We start from the raw sequence: 15348 nt of genomic DNA on the forward strand, positions 1-15348 counted from the left end.
GGACTCCGCCATGCCCGAGCACCGAAATCGCATCGGCCACCCGACAGCGGACCCCTCAGCGACGCCTCATCACCCCAACCGAAACGGCGAGGCTAGTAGAGCTTTGTCAGGTTGGCGTGCGAGTGGGTATGTCCTGGTGGCAGGTGGGGCAGGGAGTTAACTGGAGTCGTCCGGCCGATCACCCCCTGGGACGGGTCGCACGGAGACGATCACCGGGTCGGACAGCCCTGCGGGGTAAGGGCGACGTCCTCGGGCGACACGCGGCACACCGGACTGACATTGATGTCTGACGCGGGAGTTCCGCCGCACGTCCTGCGATTGATCGCCGGTAACAGTTCCCTGCAGACCACTCAGCGCTATCTCCACCTCGACCTCCAGGCCGTGGTGCGCGCCGGCCAGAACCTCAGCACCCACCTCACGGGAGAGTAGTCCGCCCCCTACCCGCCGTCCCCGGCTCTGTCCGCAACCCTCAGGCCGCTTGTAGGGACTAGACAATCCACGCCTCGAAGCGATGATCTTGGCCTCACGAAAAAGGGCCTGCCCTGCAGCTTTTCTTGAGCAACTGTCCCCACGTGCCCCCAGCGTCCGCACCACCGCCTGGTACGCGGTGAGTCCGGCCAGCGGTAGTCCCGCCGCCTCATGCCAGCTCATCGGGGGCGGCTTCGACGTGAGCGTGCGTACGTCGGCGGAGACCAGTTGGGCGAGACCGCCGTGCGCGCGCAGAACGTCACTGCGGATGTAGCCGATCACCTTGTCGCCCGGGGCGAAATCAGGCGCTCTGGGGCCGGCTCGCTCCACGACCCCGGCGATGTCCCAGCCGGGAATCACAGGGAAGTACGTCTCGATCGAACCGGCCATGGCCCCCGATTGGTTGTAGAGGTCGGCATGGTTGAGCGCGGGCTGGTTCCAGCACATCCGGCCCGCCAAAGCTGCGGTAGACCATGGCCTGCATCAGGTACCTGGCAGTGCGATGGGCATGTCGAGCAGGAGCCGGTGGCGCACGATCTTCCACACCCCGTCGATACGGTGCAGGTCGGTGTCGTAGTACCCCGACTCGATGGGCCGGACGGTGCCCTGCATCCCGAAGGCGCCCGCTGGCCAGCCGTTCGAGGGGCGCTTGGCGGCCCGGATCTCGAACACGATGACCTGGGCGTTCACGTGCGCGAAGTCGCCGTCGATCTCGATGATGTGGTCGGCGGTGACGTGGTGGCTGGAGCCGCCCTCAGGGTGAGGTGCCATGAAGTTCTCCACCGCGTACCGCACGCCCGCACCGCCGATGATCGGCTCGCCGACCGGCTCGTACGTGTCTGGGCCCGTCTTCGTCAGCATCTGCACCACTGCCTCGTCGGTGAACAGCGCTCCCTGCGCTGTGCCGTCCCGCCGGTCCGTCGCCCGTACGTACCGGGCCAGGACTTCTTTGATCTGCTGTTCATCGCTCATGGCGCCGTGTCTCCTTCTCGGCCGTTCCGGCCCTCTCGGCGGGGTCCGGGTCCTCGACCCCGCCCCATCCCCTTCAGTCCACCAGCCCGACGGCCCCGGAGCGATGATCAACCCGGTAATCATGGATACCCTGGAGGTATGGATCGGCTGGAGACCCGGGAGCTCGTCTACTTCTGTGCTGTCGCCGAGGAACTGCACTTCGGCCGTGCGGCGGACCGGCTGGGCATGGCCCAGCCGCCGCTGTCGCGCGCCATCGGCCGCCTGGAACGCCGGATGGGCGTCCGGCTGCTGGAACGGACCAGCCGCCGGGTGGCCCTCACTCCGGCGGGCGAGGTCTTCCTCACCGAGAGCCGCCGGGCACTGGAGGCACTCGACGCGGCGGTCGGCCGTACGCAGCGCGCCGCCAGGCGGCTCCGCCTGGTCGTCGCGGTCCGCCCGGGAACGGGAACGGGGCTGCTGCGCGACCTGCTCGCCGCACAACCGCAGCCCGGGGATGCAGAGGAGGACGGCGCGGCCATCGTCGACCTGTTGTTCACTCACGCGCAGGCAGCCGCGCTCCGCGAGGGGACCGCCGACGTTGCGCTGCTGTGCGCCGAGACGGACGACCTGACCGGGCTGCGCGTAGTTGATGTCGCCCGGGAGTTGGCCGTCGCCCTGGTGCCCTCCGGCCACGAACTGGCGGGACGTGCATCGGTGACCCTCGCCGAACTCCACGCCCAGTCGCGCTTCCGCTCGCGCTGCCCGGCGCTCCCGCTGGACCAGATCATCGACCTGGCTGCCTTCGGCCAACTTCTTGCCGTGGTCGGCGCCGGTGCGGCGGACCGCCTTGGGCCAGGTGTCACCGCCGTCCCGGTCTCCGATCTGCCCGCGACCCGACTGGTGCTGGCCTGGCCCGAGGCCCTCGACCACCGGGCGGTCGCCGAGTTCGTACGGGCGGCGCATGCCGCGCTCGGCGCGGGCGGTGCGGACCACGGGGCCGTCTGACCATCGCAGGGCAGGGTCGGCGGACCCTCGCGGCCGCGTGAAGCTGGCTTGACGCGTTGCGCAACGGAAGGGCGGTGTCAGCAACGGAACGGCGGCAACCCGTGGGGGTGATGCTGCGGCGACTGGCGAAATGGTGACGCAGAGTGCCGGGGCAGCCGGGCTGCGCGATGCCGGGACGCACGTGAGCGACGGTCGGGTCCTTGGCTATGGTCAACCCAGGATCTCGCCGCAGTCATCCAGACGATATTCAAGAACCACGAAACCGTGAAAGGCTCTGCGAACGCCGCTTGGGCTCGCCTCAGGCAAGCACCGAGTCAAGGTGGGCGACGGCCGCGAAGTCGGCCAGCGGCGGAACGGCGACGGACACCAGGTCCTGGGCTGTGCGCCCGATGTCCGGGCTGCTCCCGATGCGGCCGCCCGACTCTGTCAGCAGCGCAAGTCGTTCACGCGCCCGCCATCGATCGGTGACATCGACACCCATATATCCAGCCCCCATCACACGTCCCTCGTCATCGACGCGGAAGAACGACGTCGAGCAGGCGTGGAGCCGGTCAGGGGTCCGCAGGCGTATAGCCCTCGTACTCGAAGTCGAGCACCACCCGCCCGGCCCCCGGGACATCCCGCCGTCGACGCCGGGTGCCGCGAACCCGGCTGAGCACTCCCCCTGCTGGCCGAGCTCGAAGGGCGCTCCCAGCGCATCACCAGCCCGCCGCCCCCACGACCGCGCCGATCCTCGTGAATTTCGATCCTTGCGACGATGCCGCGTCAACAGCCCTCGGGTCCCGGACTTGGTCAGTCTGTCTCGTGGCGGCCCAAGCGCCTGCGGAGGTCGAGGTTCTCGCCCTGCGCGACTTCCAAGGCCTTGCGGAGCCTCGTCACCTCCTCATGGTGGGCCTGCTGCTGCCGGGTGAGGCGGGCACTGAGCGCCCTCACTGCAGCGGATGTCGGGGAGCCCCGCCGCGGATCCGCGGGTACTGCCGGAGTCGACCCGGCCGGCGTGTGGTGTCGCTCGATCTGATGGCGCAGTTCTGGGCTGTGGTAGAGGAAGTCGGTGCTCACCGCGGCCTCGCGGGCCACGGCGGTGAAGCTGACGGGCTTGCCGGTCCTGACGAGTTCAGCGAGGGCGGTGCGGGCCCGCTTCTCGGCCCTCCTGATTCGCGCGCGGGAGGCCTGCTGGAGGTGCTCGGGCAGCGGCGTCATGTGATCGACTCCTGTTGTCGAGCTGACGGACGGCGGTTCAGGGCGGTCGGCAGCGCCTGCCCCGCTCACCGCGCGGAGTCGACCGTCCGCACGAACACTGGCCTGGTCCGCAGCGACAAGCACGTTGGTCAGGGCACGGGTGTCGGCGAGGCGGTCGGCGAAGCGCCCCTTCATGGCCGTGGCTGGCGCGCGCCGAGGCCCGGCTTCGGCGCGAGTGCGAGCACCCCGACCTTCCCTGTGTGCCCGTTCGTCTGCACCAGGCGCGCCGCATCCGCCGCCCTCGCCAGGCCGTAGGTGACGGACAGGGCGGGCCGGATGTGGCCGAGGTCGAGGAGGCGGTTGACCGCTGCCTGTTCCTGGAGGTTGGCGCCGTGGCTGCCGATGATGCGCTTGAGGCGCATCCAGAGGTAGCGGTTGTCGAACTCGTGCTGGTAACCGGTGCTTGATCCGCAGGTGACCACCGTGCCGCCGCGGCGCACCACAAACACAGAGATCCCGAAGGTCGCCCGGCCGACATGCTCGAAGACGATGTGCGGATCCTCTCCGACGAGCGCCCTGATGCGCTTGCCGAGGCGCTTGCCGGCCACCGCCGGATTGTCAGGGGCGTCGGCGCCGGTCAGACCGATCTCCGCACGGTTGATCACGGCATGGCAACCGAACTCCCGGGCCCGCTCGGCTTTTTCCTCGCTGCCGACCACTCCTACCGCGATGCCGCCGCCATTGCGCACCAGCTGAGCGGCGTACGCCCCGAGGCCGCCGGCCGCGCCCCAGATGAGGACCACATCGCCCTGAGTCATACGGGCGCCCCGATCGCTGACCAGCATGCGGTACGCCGTGCCCGCACACAGCGGGTTGCTGGCCGCTTCCTCCCAGGTCAACCGGTCCGGCTTGGGCAGGAGTTGGGTGGCCCGCACTAGGCAGTAGTGCGCCAGGCCGCCGAAGTTGGTCTCGAAGCCCCAAGCCAGCTGGCCCTCGCCGAGCATGCCGTCGGCGTGGGTGGCAGGGTCCTCGTCGTCGACGTAGCCGGGCGACACCACCACTTCGTCGCCGATGCGCCAGCGGCGTACCCCCGCGCCCACCCGCACCACGACCCCAGCCGCATCCGAACCGATCACATGGTACGGCTGATCGTGCCGCTGAGCCCATCCACCCTTTCTGCCGAATTGCCGCAGAAACGCGAAGGTAGAAACCGGCTCGAACATCGCGGACCACACGGTGTTGTAATTAATACTGCTCGCCATGACCGCCACAAGTACTTCATCGGGAGCGATATCCGGCATGGGAACCGTGCCCACATGAAGGGTTTTACGGACGTCCTTGTCCGAGACTCCAGTGAAACATTCGGCGTCCTCCACGCGCAGATGCGCCGCGGTGAACGCCTTCGGTACGGGCAGTCGTTCCAGGTCAGGCGGCTCTGCTCCGGCGATGACTGCTTCGGCGAGCGGGTCCATGACGTTCCCTCCCTCGGGATGGGCTGTTCGGCGCTCAATAGACTGAGCTAGACACCCGCACTCCGCAAGTGGAAGGCCGCCAATTCGCCACTATTGCTAAGGACTTCACCGTGCGATCATCACTTTCCGAGTAGAGCCGGTGGCGCCACGAACGCTAATGTCCCGCCTACCCGGACCTGAAGAAGAAACCCGAGAGAGTGAGGCTCCGATGGCACAGGAAACGGCGCAGGATGCCGCGTGGGGTGATCCGATGGCGACCTCCGACCAGGTGCTTGTGGGCACCTTGGTCGGCATACCGTTTCTCGCGGTGTTCGCCTCCGTGGTCGTCCTGTGGGGCTGGGGTGTGACCTGGCACGACTTAGTGATCGGCGCGGTGATGTATGCGGTCGCCGTGCACGGGATCACGGTCGGCTATCACCGGCTCTTCACCCATAAATCGTTCAAGCCGGCCCGGCCCCTGAAGATCGCCCTCGCGTTGGCCGGTTCGCTCGCCGTCGAGGGCGACCCGATCACCTGGTGCGCCGACCACCGCCGCCACCACCAGTTCTCTGACCGCCCCGGAGACCCGCACTCGCCCTGGCGCTTCGGCACCTCGGTGCGCGCCCTGCTCAAGGGCATGATGTGGGCGCACATCGGCTGGACCATCAAGAACGAGAAGACCAACCAGGAGCGTTACGTCCCCGATCTCCTGGCCGACCGCGATCTGCAGCGCGTAGCCCGCTGGCAGCCGCTGATCGTCCTCTTGTCCTTCGCCGCACCCGCCGTGGCCGGCGGACTATGGGGCGAAGGAACCTGGGATGCGGGCGCCGCGTGGTCGGCGTTCTTCTGGGCCGGCTTGGTCCGCATCGGCCTCCTCCACCACGTGACCTGGTCCATCAACTCCATCTGCCACCTCAGCGGGGCACGGCCCTTCCAGACCCGCGACCACTCGGGCAATGTCTGGTGGCTGGCCCTGCTCTCCGGCGGCGAGTCCTGGCACAACCTCCACCACGCCGACCCGACGTCGGCGCGGCACGGGGTACTTCGCGGCCAGCTCGACTCCAGCGCCCGCCTGATCTGGCTATTCGAGCTGGTGTCATGGGCACGGGATGTGCGGTGGCCGGATCAACGGAGACTGGCTGCGAAGTCCGTGAAGCCCGGAGACTGAGGTTCAGGCGGCGGGCAGTCCCAGGCCCGCCGCCAAGGTAGGCCAGGACGCCTTGAACTCTTGTTGCCAGTTCACCCAGTCATGCGTGCCGCCCTGATAGAAGTGCACCTGCGCGGGCACGCCCTGCCGCTGGAGCTCCTTGGTGAAAGCGTGCGCCTGGGACCACAGCGTCCCCTCGAGGACGTCGATCTGGAGATCGCCGAAGTCCTTGCTCGGCACGCCGCTCCCCTGAGACACATACAGCCGCGTCCCGGCCAGCTTCTTCGCCTGCACAAAGGGGCTGTGAGCCTGCCAGTTCCCCCTCTGCAGCACCGGACTGCCCCACAAAGTCACCGGCGCAAGCAGCTCACGGGCGACGATCGCATTGACCACCGTGGACATACCCACTCCCGTCGTATCGAGGATCCCGCTGTACGAGGCGGCCGCGCCGAAGCTGCCCGGGTGCCGGGCGGCGAACGCGAGCGCGCCATAGCCCCCGGTGGACACTCCGGCCACGGCCCGCGTGCCGCTCGCCCGGTAGTCCCGCTGCAGCAGCTCCATCAACTCCTGGACTTGGAAGGTCTCGTAGTCCGGTGCGCCGGGCCGCCCGAACTCCCACCAGTCGGTCGGTATACCGGTGGGCCCGGACGACGGCATCACGGTGATGACGTCCTTGTCTGCGAGGAATTTCTCGGCATCCGTCTCCCGGGTCCAGGAGGTGTAGTCGTCGTGCGCCCCCTGCAGGAGATAGAGCACTGGCCATTTGCGGTCGGGCTGCTCCTCGTAGCACGCGGGCAAGATGACGCGCACGGGCAGCTTCTTTCCGACGGCAGGGGAGTCGACGGTGAGGTCGAAGGTGCGGGCGCTCACCTGCTTCGCGCCCACGATTCTGGCGCCGCTCGCGGTCGGGGCCGCTGTGTGGGATGCCCCGGCGCCGACGGCGGTGTTCGATGCGCCCAGGGCGCCGCCCGCGGCGATGAGGGCAGCGGCAGCTGTCACAGCTGCGAGTACCGTACGCGTTCCACGAGGTCTGCGGTGTTTGCGTTCTGGCATGAAGTCCTCTCCGGTTCTGTTAGCAGTCGTTCAGGTCGTGGACGAGAAGCTCGGCAAGAGTGTCCACAACCGGCGGGTCAAGGAGCGACAGATGGTGGCCTGGCAGCGTGGCGACGGACAGATCCGTGCAGTACGCGTCCCAGCCGAGCGCCTCGTCCGCCCGCTCGTAGCGGGAGTCGCGTACCGTGTGCGGGGCCATTTCGCGGGCCCGGTAGAGCAGGGTCCGACCCGGATACGGCCCGGGTGCGTGCCGTTCACCGCTGCGCAGGTCGAGATACGAGGTGCGCTGATGCTCCAGTACGGCGGTGGGCAGATCGACGGCCTGCTCAAGCAACTTGATGACCCGGTCGACCTGTTCGGCGTCCTCGAGTCCAGCGAGGTCCTCGTACGGCAGCGGCAAGGGAGCGCCATACGTCCGCTCCACGTACTGGGCGAAGTCGCGGAATCGACGGCGTGCCTCGTCGGTGGGGGTGAGGCGGGGTGGAGCAGGGAGGGGCAGGACGGAGTCCAAGAGGACGAGGGCGGCCACCGTGCCGTGCTGGACGAGGAGTCGTGCCGCTTCTTGGGCGAGGAGGCCGCCGTAGGACCAACCACCCAAAACCCAGGGCCCGTTAGGACTCATGTCCCTGACGCAGGCGGCGAATTTTGCCGCCCGGGCGGCTACGTCGTGGGGCTCCGCCAGCCGGTCGAAGCCGTACACGTCCCGGCTGGGGGCCAGTCGCTCGGCGAGCGGGAGGTAGACATCGGCAGTGCCGCCTGCGGCGTGTGCGAGGAAGAGGGGGGATTTTCTTCGCCCAGTCCCGCCCCTTCGCGTAACCGGGGGTGTCGCCCCCGCAGCCCCGCTCCTCAGGTGCCGGAGTGGCTGGTCGCTCAGCCCCTCCGGCGTCTGAGGACGGGCTTTGAGGCTGTCCTCAGGCCTTTGGGACCGGGAGTGGGGATCCTGCTCGAACAGCAGCCCGGCCACCCCCCGCAAAGTCCCCCTCCGCAACAACATCCCCGGATCCACCACCACCCCGAACTCCCGCTCCACAGCTCCCCGAATCCGGGCCGCCGCCAGAGAGTCAAGACCCAATTCGGTCAACGGGGTGTCCGGGTCAAGGCGGTCCTGGCCATAGCCCATGACAGAGGCGACACAGTGCCGCAGCCGGTCGAGCGGGGTGGCGTCCGACGGCACCGCGGGAGCCACCCGCGCCGGCTCCGGCACCGCTTCTCCAGCCCAGAACCGCCGATGGCGCCACCGGGGGCCCGGGACGTCCACAATCCGTCCCCCGGCATGCAGTTCCTCCCGCAGCGCAGGCACCGAGACCCCGTACAGCAGCAGCGCCGCGAGCGACGAACGGAAGGTCAGCGCGTCGTCCGTGGCCCGGCGCAGGGTCGGCAAGACCGCCGCTCCCTCGCCCAGCGTCTCCGCCAGCGCATGCGCCTGCGTGGGGTGCGGGGCCACCTCCACGAACACCCGGTGCCCGTCCTGTGCCGCGGCCCGCACGGCCTGGACGAACCGCACCGGTCGGCGCAGGTTCGCAGCCCAGTACGCCGCGTCGCAGGGCGCGGTGGCGCGCGGGTCGTCCAGGACCGTGGAGTAGCGGCGGCAGCCGGGGGGTGCGTGCCGGACCGCGCCCAGTTCCCAGGCAAACTCCTGCAAGAGCGGCTCGACATCCGGTGAGTGTCCGGCTCCGACAACGGGCAGGGCACGGGCGAAGCCGCCTTCGTCCGTGATCCGGGTCACGAGGGCCGCCACGTCGTCGGCGGACCCGGTGACGACGCACTGGGTGGGCGAGGCGTGCACCGCGACCGACACCGAGGGAAACGCAGCCGCGGCCAGCTTCGACACCGCTTCGCCTGGCCTGTCCACCACCGCCATCGCGCCGCCCGTGAGCCGGGCGAGCAGCCGCGACCGTACGGCTATCACACGGGCACCCGACGCGGGGTCGAGTTCGTCGGCGGCGACCGCTGCGGCGATGTCGCCCATGGAGTGGCCGATGACGGCAGCGGGTTGGAAGCCGTAGGACTTCCAGAGTTCGGCGAGGGCGACTTGGAGGCCGTAGAGGACGGGCATGACGACGGCGGGCGAGGACAGGTCCGCGTCCGGTTCCAGGCCCCGGCGCAAGGAGATGCCCGCCTGTTCGCGCAGGAGGGGCTCCATGCGGTCCACGGCCTCGGCGAACACCGGTTCCGCACTGAGGAGTTCGCGTCCCATGCCGGGCCATTGCGAGCCGTATCCGGAGAATACCCAGACCGGTCCCGGGCCCGCGTCCACAGGTCCCGGTACGGTCACCAGGTGTGGGTCCGGCTCGCCCGCGGCGTGCCGGGCGAGAGCCGCGGCCGTCTCCTGCCGGCTGCGGGCGACCACGGCGAGCCTGTGGCCGCCGCGACCGGTGCGGCCCGCGAGAGTGCGACCCAAGTCGGCCTGGCGGACCGCTCTGCCCTCGCGGGTGGCGAGCCAGTGAGCCAGTTCGCCCGCGTAGGTGCGGACGCGCTCTGGGGTTGGGCCGTCGAGAAGCAAGACGGCGGGCTGTTCTGTGCGTGCGCCGGCACCGGCGCCGGGGGCCGCGTTGGCGCGGTACTCGCTCAGCGTCACGTGCGCGTTGGTACCACCGAAGCCGAAGGCCGATACCCCTGCTGTCGCCCGGCCCGAGTAGCGGGGCCAGGGCTCGGGTCCGGTCGGCACACGCAGGCCGAGGGCGGTGAGGTCGGCGTGCGGGGTGGGGGCGATGAAGTGGAGGTGTGGCGGGATCTCCCCGTGGTGCAGGGCCAGGACCGTCTTGATGAACCCCGTGATGCCGGCGGCTGCTTCGAGGTGGCCCAGGTTGGTCTTGGCCGAGCCGATGAGAAGGGGCTGGTCGGGGGCCCGGCCAACCCCGAGTACCGCGCCGAGCGCGCCCGCCTCGATCGGGTCGCCGAGGGGGGTGCCGGTGCCATGTGCCTCTATGTAGTCGACGGCGGCCGGGGCAGTGGCGGAGCGAGCGTAGGCCTCTGTGAGCAGGGCGCGTTGGGCCTCGGCGTTGGGGGCGGTCAGGCCGTTGGAGCGGCCGTCGGAGTTGACGGCGGTGGCGTCGATGACGGCGAAGATCCGGTCTCCGTCGCGCTCCGCGTCCGCCAGCCGTTTGAGTACGACGACCCCGCAGCCTTCGCCGCGCACCATGCCGTCCGCCGCCGCGTCGAAGGCCTTGCACCGACCGTCGGCCGCGAGCGCTCCGGCGCGCTGGAAGCCGAGTGTGATCGTGGGCGAGAGCAGCAGGTTGACGCCTGCGGCGAGTGCGGTGTCGCTCTCCGATGTGGCAAGACTGCGTACCGCGAGGTGCACGGCGACCAGAGACGAGGAGCACGCGGTGTCGACGGCGAGGCTCGGGCCGCGCAAGTCGAGGAGGTAGGAGAGCCGGCCCGCGGCGATGCTCAGAGCCGCGCCCGGCGGTGTCCAGGCGTCAACGGAGGCCGGGTCCCCAGTGGTGAGGTGGGCGTATTCGTTGCCGCTGATGCCGACGAACACTCCGGTGCGACTGCCCGCAAGGGCGGGCGCGGACAACGCGGCATGGTCGAGGGCTTCGCGTGCCACTTCCAGGAGCAGCCGCTGCTGCGGGTCCATGGCTACGGCTTCGTGTGCGCCGATCCCGAAGAACTCGGCGTCGAACCCGGCGATTCCCCCCTCGCCGGCGTCGTCGAGAAACGCCCCGTAACGGCTGATGTCCTCGGGCAGCGCCCGCCCTTCCCCGACGAAGGGGTCCCACCGTCCTTCCGGCACCAGGCCCACCGCGTCCCGACCCTCGCTCAGGAGCCGCCAGAAGTCGACCGGCGAAGCGACACCGCCGGGCAGACGGCAGCCGATTCCGACCACGGCCACCTGTGATTTCCCTTCCGCCGCAGGCGCATCGAGGGCCAGGACCGGGGCAGCCTCCTCCTCTCCCGGCTCGCCCCGTTCGAGCCGCTCCCCCAGCGCCGCGATCGTTGGTGCCTCCCACAGCAGCGTGGCGGGCAGCCGGACTCCGGCGAGTTCACCGAGGCGGGCCGTCAGGGCGACGGCGTCGCGCGATGTGAGGCCGAGTTCGGCCAGGGGTCGGTCGTCGGCGATGTCCTCGGGCGTGAGGCCGTACCAGGCGGTGAGAGCCTCCACCACGACGGCCCGCGCCCCGTTTGCATAACCACCCATCACCGGGGCACCTCCGCGGTCGCAGCCACGTAGTCGCCGTTCAAGTAGCGAGCCCGTGCTGCCGAGCGTGCAACCTTGCCGCTGCTGGTGCGCGGCAGCAACCCCGGTGCCAGGAAGACTAGTTCGGCAATGCTCAGACCGTGCCTCGCCCAGACGTCCGTCGCGGCCGAGTGGACCGCGGCAGCGGCCTCCTGCGCTGTGGGAGCCACGTCTCTGCGGTGCTCGGCCACCACCACGACCGACTCCGCCTCGCCCCGCGGCACACTGAACGCGGCCAGTCGGTCCCTGCGTACGGCGGCGACGGCGGACTGCACCGTCTCCTCGATGTCTTGCGGATAGTGGTTGCGGCCGTCCACGATGATCAGGTCCTTCAGGCGACCCGTCACATACAGCTGCTCGTCATAGATCGCCCCCAGGTCTCCGGTCCGCAGCCAGCCCGCCCCGTCCTCGGCGTCGTCCGGGCCCGGGCTTCCGAAGGTCTCCGCAGACAGATCGGCGCGCTTCCAATAGCACAGGCCGACATTGGGGCCGCGCAACAGGATCTCGCCCACCTCCCCGTCGGCGACACCGGCACCGGTCTGCGGGTCGGCAATCCGCAACTCCTGACCCACAGGAGTGCCGCAGGACACCAGGCGGGGCGCGTCGGCGACCGCCGGGGCGGCGGGGCGAAGACGTCCGATGGCCAGTTCGGTGCTGTCGCAGCTGAGGACCGTCGGTGCGGTCTCGTAGGAGTCAGTCGTCACGAACACCGTCGCCTCGGCGAGCCCGTAGGCCGGGCAGAGCGCCTCTGGCGCCAGCCCCGCCGGCTCGAAGGTCCGGGTGAACCGCGACACCGTGCCCGGGCGGACCGGTTCGCTGCCGTTCATCAGGACCTTCACCCGGTCGAGCCGCAGCTCGGCTATCTCCTCTTCGTCAATGCGTGAAACGCAGTAGTCGTACGCGAAGTTGGGCGCCGCGGTAATCGTGCCGCGGTACGCGCCGAGCAGCCGCAACCAGCGGCCGGGTTCCTCGAGGAAGGCCACCGGGTCCATGAGGACTGTGGGGAAGCCGCCGACGACGGGAGCTGCGACGCTCAGGACGAGGCCCATGTCGTGGAAGAGCGGCAGCCAGCCGACCGTGGTGTTCCGGTCGGCCTCGGCGCCGAAGGCCGCGATGGCCTGGCGGGCATTGGCCACCACGTTGGCATGGCTGATGACGACGCCGGTCGGGGCTCGGGTGGAGCCGGAGGTGTATTGCAGATAGGCGATGTCGTCGGGCTCGGGCCGCTCGGGCAGTTCGACCTCGACGGGGTTGTCCTGCCTGTCTGCGTGACCGGAATCCGCGTAGACAACGGGCCGTTCCGGCAGCCGCCGCTCGGCGAGGAAACCGACGACCGCAGGCCCGGAAGGGGCGTCGGTGACGATACACGCAGGCTCGCAGTCCTCCAGGACCGCCGCCAACCGCCCTTCGTGCCCCGGCAGTGCGAGCCCGAAGAGGGGCACGGCGACCACGGAAGCATACAGGCACCCGAGAAACGCCGCCGCATAATCGAGGCCCTGCGGGAGCAGCAGCGCGGCCCGGTCGCCGGGGCCTGCGACCGACGCAATCCGCCCGGCGATGGCTCGCGCCCGCGCTTCGAGCCGCTGCCAGCCAAGGGTGTGGTGCAGGCCGGCGGAGCCCGGCTCGGGGAACTCCACGTAAGTGAAGGCACGCTGCTGTGCCCGGTGCTCGGCCCAGTGCCGCAGATGGTCTGTCAGCAGTGGGCCTGCGGGTGGCAGGGCGGACGTGGAGTGCTGAGGGGAAGGCATGGCGGCTCCAACGGGGACGCGTGGTGGATGCACCAGAGTCCGCCCCCGTGCCACCCCCAGGTAAGACGAGTCACTGACAGCTCACGCGCGTTCGGCTGTCACTTCTTTGACAAGCCCAACAGCTGCATGGGAAGCAAAGATTGGGTTGCCCACCAAACCGAGAAGGGGCAGGACCGCGGAATGAAAATGAGCCGCACCAGACTCGTCGCCCTCCTCCTCATGCTCGCCCTGGCCGGCTTTATCACCACCCTCGACAACACCGTCATTAATGTCGCCCTGCCCACAGTCCAGCGCGAACTGCACCTCACAGTCGCCGGCTTGGAGTGGGTAGCCACCAGCTACGTGCTCAGCTTCGGCGCACTCCTGCTGGCCGGCGGCCGCCTCACCGACCTCCTGGGCCGCCGCCCTGTCCTCGCCACCGGCATCGTCATCTTCACCCTCGCCTCAGCAGCAGCAGCGTTCGCCGACAGCGGCAGCACCCTCATCGCCGCCCGGACGCTCCAGGGCGTCGGCGCCGCCCTCGTCATCCCCGCATCGCTCGCCGTCGTCGCAGCAGACCTACCCACCCGCAGCCGCGCCCTGGCGGTCGGCCTGTGGACGGCGGCACTCGCCATGGCTCTCGCGATGGGACCGCTGATCGGCGGCTTCGTCACCGAACACTGGGGCTGGAGCTATGTGTTCCTGCTCAACGTCCCCTTCGGCCTACTCGCCCTCGCCTTGGTCCCCGCCGTGCCGCCCGCCCCGACCCGAGTGCGCCGCGACGTCCTTCCCCTTCTCGACCTCCCCGGCATGGTCCTCTCCGGTCTGACGCTCTTCCTGCTCACCTATGCCCTGGTGAGGGGCGGCGAGCACAGCTTCAGCACGCCGCCGGTCCAGCTCTGTCTGTGGCTGTCGGCGGCAGCGGGGGTTGCTTTCCTGATCGTCGAGGCGCGCACGTTCCTGCCCCTGATGGATGTGCGGGTCCTGCGCAGCCGTTCCCTCACCGGTGGTGCGGTGGCGCAGGTGCTCTGGGGCATCGGCGTGAACGGCGTGTTCTTCTTCACAGCGCTCTACCTCCAGCGCATCCTCGGGTTTTCACCGACCAAAGCGGGCCTGACGTTTCTGCCGCTCGCGCTCGCCCTGATGGCAACCACGCCGTTCGCGGAGCGCGCCGCGAAGGCCATTGGAACCCACTGGGCGATCGCTGCGGGCCTGGCACTGGTCGCGGGCGGCCTTCTGCTCGTTTCCCGCACGGGCCTGGACGCCGACTACTGGGATCTGCAGCCGGGCCTGTCGATCATCGGTGCGGGCTCAGCCCTGACGACTCCCTTGACGATACGTTCCGTCGCTGATGTCCCCGTCGCCCGTACAGGAATGGCGTCCGGCCTGGTCAGTGCGGCCCGCGAGATTTCCGGGGTTTTCGGCGTCGTCCTGGTAGGCGTGGTCCTCACCCGCACCGAGCGCTCGGCGCTGCGCGACGGCGCGGATCCGCACAGCGCCTTTCTGGAAGGCTATGACACAGGGCTCCAACTGGCGGCCGGATCCGTGCTGTTGGGCGCGGTGGTCACCGCCCTTGCGCTGCGCCGCGCAGGTCGCCACCGGCTGCCTCGGAGATCGCGGAGGGCCCGAGGGCGCAGCCCCAGCGGCCCGAGAAGCCGCCGCGGCGAACTCCCGCCGCCCAATGACCGTCACGAAACCTGCTCCCGCAGCCTGAGCTGCGCCTCGCCCCTGGGACACCCCGGGGCCGACGAGCACAGCGACAGCGCCGAGCCTAAGCACCGAATGCAGGCGATCACGGAGTCCGGAGTGTCCGGCAACATCAGGCCCGCCCGAGGTCACCGTAGCCGACCCCGAAGCCCCGCAACACGACGGCGTATTGCCGTACTGCCCTCTGCAGATGGTGCAAACCGGTGCGCCGCCCTTCGTTGATGAGTGCGGTGCACAAAGGGGCGGCGTCGTCGAGCAGGGCGGGCAGCTGGGTGTCGGGCATGTCGCGCCGGTACGGGACCCCGGTGGCGTAGTGCCGCAGCCACGGTTCCGTCATGGTCAGATCGTGGCGCACCCGGCCCCGCAGCTACTTGTCCCCGGCGGAAGATCCCCGCGCAGTGCGTTGTCCTCTGCTGACTATCGACTGCCTTGTGGCACTACGTAACTTCGTCCTGCGAGTACCGAACCGAACCGACC

Annotated in this window: 11 protein-coding genes; 4 read left to right on the plus strand and 7 right to left on the minus strand. The window is 69.6% G+C overall.

Annotation, left to right across the window (positions count from 1 at the left end):
* The first annotated feature begins 282 nt into the window (after positions 1–282).
* The gene (locus AB0M29_RS36650; RefSeq protein ID WP_365390936.1) at positions 283–429 is read left to right on the plus strand and encodes a hypothetical protein; all 147 of its coding nucleotides are present in this window, start codon (positions 283–285) and stop codon (positions 427–429) included.
* 522 nt (positions 430–951) lie between these two features.
* On the opposite strand, the gene AB0M29_RS36655 is transcribed toward AB0M29_RS36650, so the two are convergent.
* Positions 952–1440: a nuclear transport factor 2 family protein gene (locus AB0M29_RS36655; protein WP_365390938.1), complete on the minus strand. Its 489-nt coding sequence runs from the start codon at positions 1438–1440 to the stop codon at positions 952–954.
* A 138-nt stretch (positions 1441–1578) separates the two neighbouring features.
* Here AB0M29_RS36655 and AB0M29_RS36660 point away from each other — a divergent pair, with 138 nt between their 5' ends.
* A complete protein-coding gene (locus AB0M29_RS36660) occupies positions 1579–2424 on the plus strand; it encodes a LysR family transcriptional regulator (protein ID WP_365390940.1) in 846 nt (281 codons plus the stop codon).
* 298 nt (positions 2425–2722) lie between these two features.
* On the opposite strand, the gene AB0M29_RS36665 is transcribed toward AB0M29_RS36660, so the two are convergent.
* The 3 genes from AB0M29_RS36665 to ccrA all read right to left on the minus strand — a co-directional run bounded on the left by AB0M29_RS36665 (position 2723) and on the right by ccrA (position 5075).
* On the minus strand, positions 2723–2905 hold the full coding sequence (locus tag AB0M29_RS36665; RefSeq protein ID WP_365390941.1) for a hypothetical protein: 183 nt from the start codon (positions 2903–2905) through the stop codon (positions 2723–2725).
* Between the two features lie 311 nt (positions 2906–3216).
* Positions 3217–3624, minus strand: a complete 408-nt coding sequence (locus AB0M29_RS36670; RefSeq protein ID WP_365390943.1) for a DUF6262 family protein — start codon at positions 3622–3624, stop codon at positions 3217–3219.
* A 170-nt stretch (positions 3625–3794) separates the two neighbouring features.
* Positions 3795–5075: a crotonyl-CoA carboxylase/reductase gene (gene ccrA / locus AB0M29_RS36675; protein WP_365390945.1), complete on the minus strand. Its 1281-nt coding sequence runs from the start codon at positions 5073–5075 to the stop codon at positions 3795–3797.
* 250 nt (positions 5076–5325) lie between these two features.
* Here ccrA and AB0M29_RS36680 point away from each other — a divergent pair, with 250 nt between their 5' ends.
* Positions 5326–6222, plus strand: a complete 897-nt coding sequence (locus AB0M29_RS36680; protein WP_365390947.1) for a fatty acid desaturase — start codon at positions 5326–5328, stop codon at positions 6220–6222.
* 3 nt (positions 6223–6225) lie between these two features.
* Here the strand turns inward: AB0M29_RS36680 and AB0M29_RS36685 are convergent, their stop codons facing one another.
* From AB0M29_RS36685 to AB0M29_RS36695, 3 genes are all read right to left on the minus strand, one after another.
* Positions 6226–7086, minus strand: coding sequence for an alpha/beta hydrolase family protein (locus AB0M29_RS36685; protein WP_365390949.1), 861 nt, complete (start codon positions 7084–7086; stop codon positions 6226–6228).
* 187 nt (positions 7087–7273) lie between these two features.
* A complete protein-coding gene (locus AB0M29_RS36690) occupies positions 7274–11398 on the minus strand; it encodes an alpha/beta fold hydrolase (RefSeq protein ID WP_365390951.1) in 4125 nt (1374 codons plus the stop codon).
* On the minus strand, positions 11398–13185 hold the full coding sequence (locus tag AB0M29_RS36695; RefSeq protein ID WP_365390952.1) for a fatty acyl-AMP ligase: 1788 nt from the start codon (positions 13183–13185) through the stop codon (positions 11398–11400). Before AB0M29_RS36695 ends, AB0M29_RS36690 begins: the two co-directional genes overlap by 1 nt.
* A gap of 186 nt (positions 13186–13371) precedes the next feature.
* Here AB0M29_RS36695 and AB0M29_RS36700 point away from each other — a divergent pair, with 186 nt between their 5' ends.
* Positions 13372–15093 carry an MFS transporter gene (locus AB0M29_RS36700; protein WP_365390954.1) on the plus strand — a complete coding sequence of 574 codons (1722 nt, stop codon included), beginning with the start codon at positions 13372–13374 and terminating at the stop codon, positions 15091–15093.
* The last annotated feature ends 255 nt before the right edge of the window (positions 15094–15348 follow it).

It is taken from the genome of Streptomyces sp. NPDC051976 (assembly GCF_040680795.1).
Lineage (GTDB): Bacteria > Actinomycetota > Actinomycetes > Streptomycetales > Streptomycetaceae > Actinacidiphila.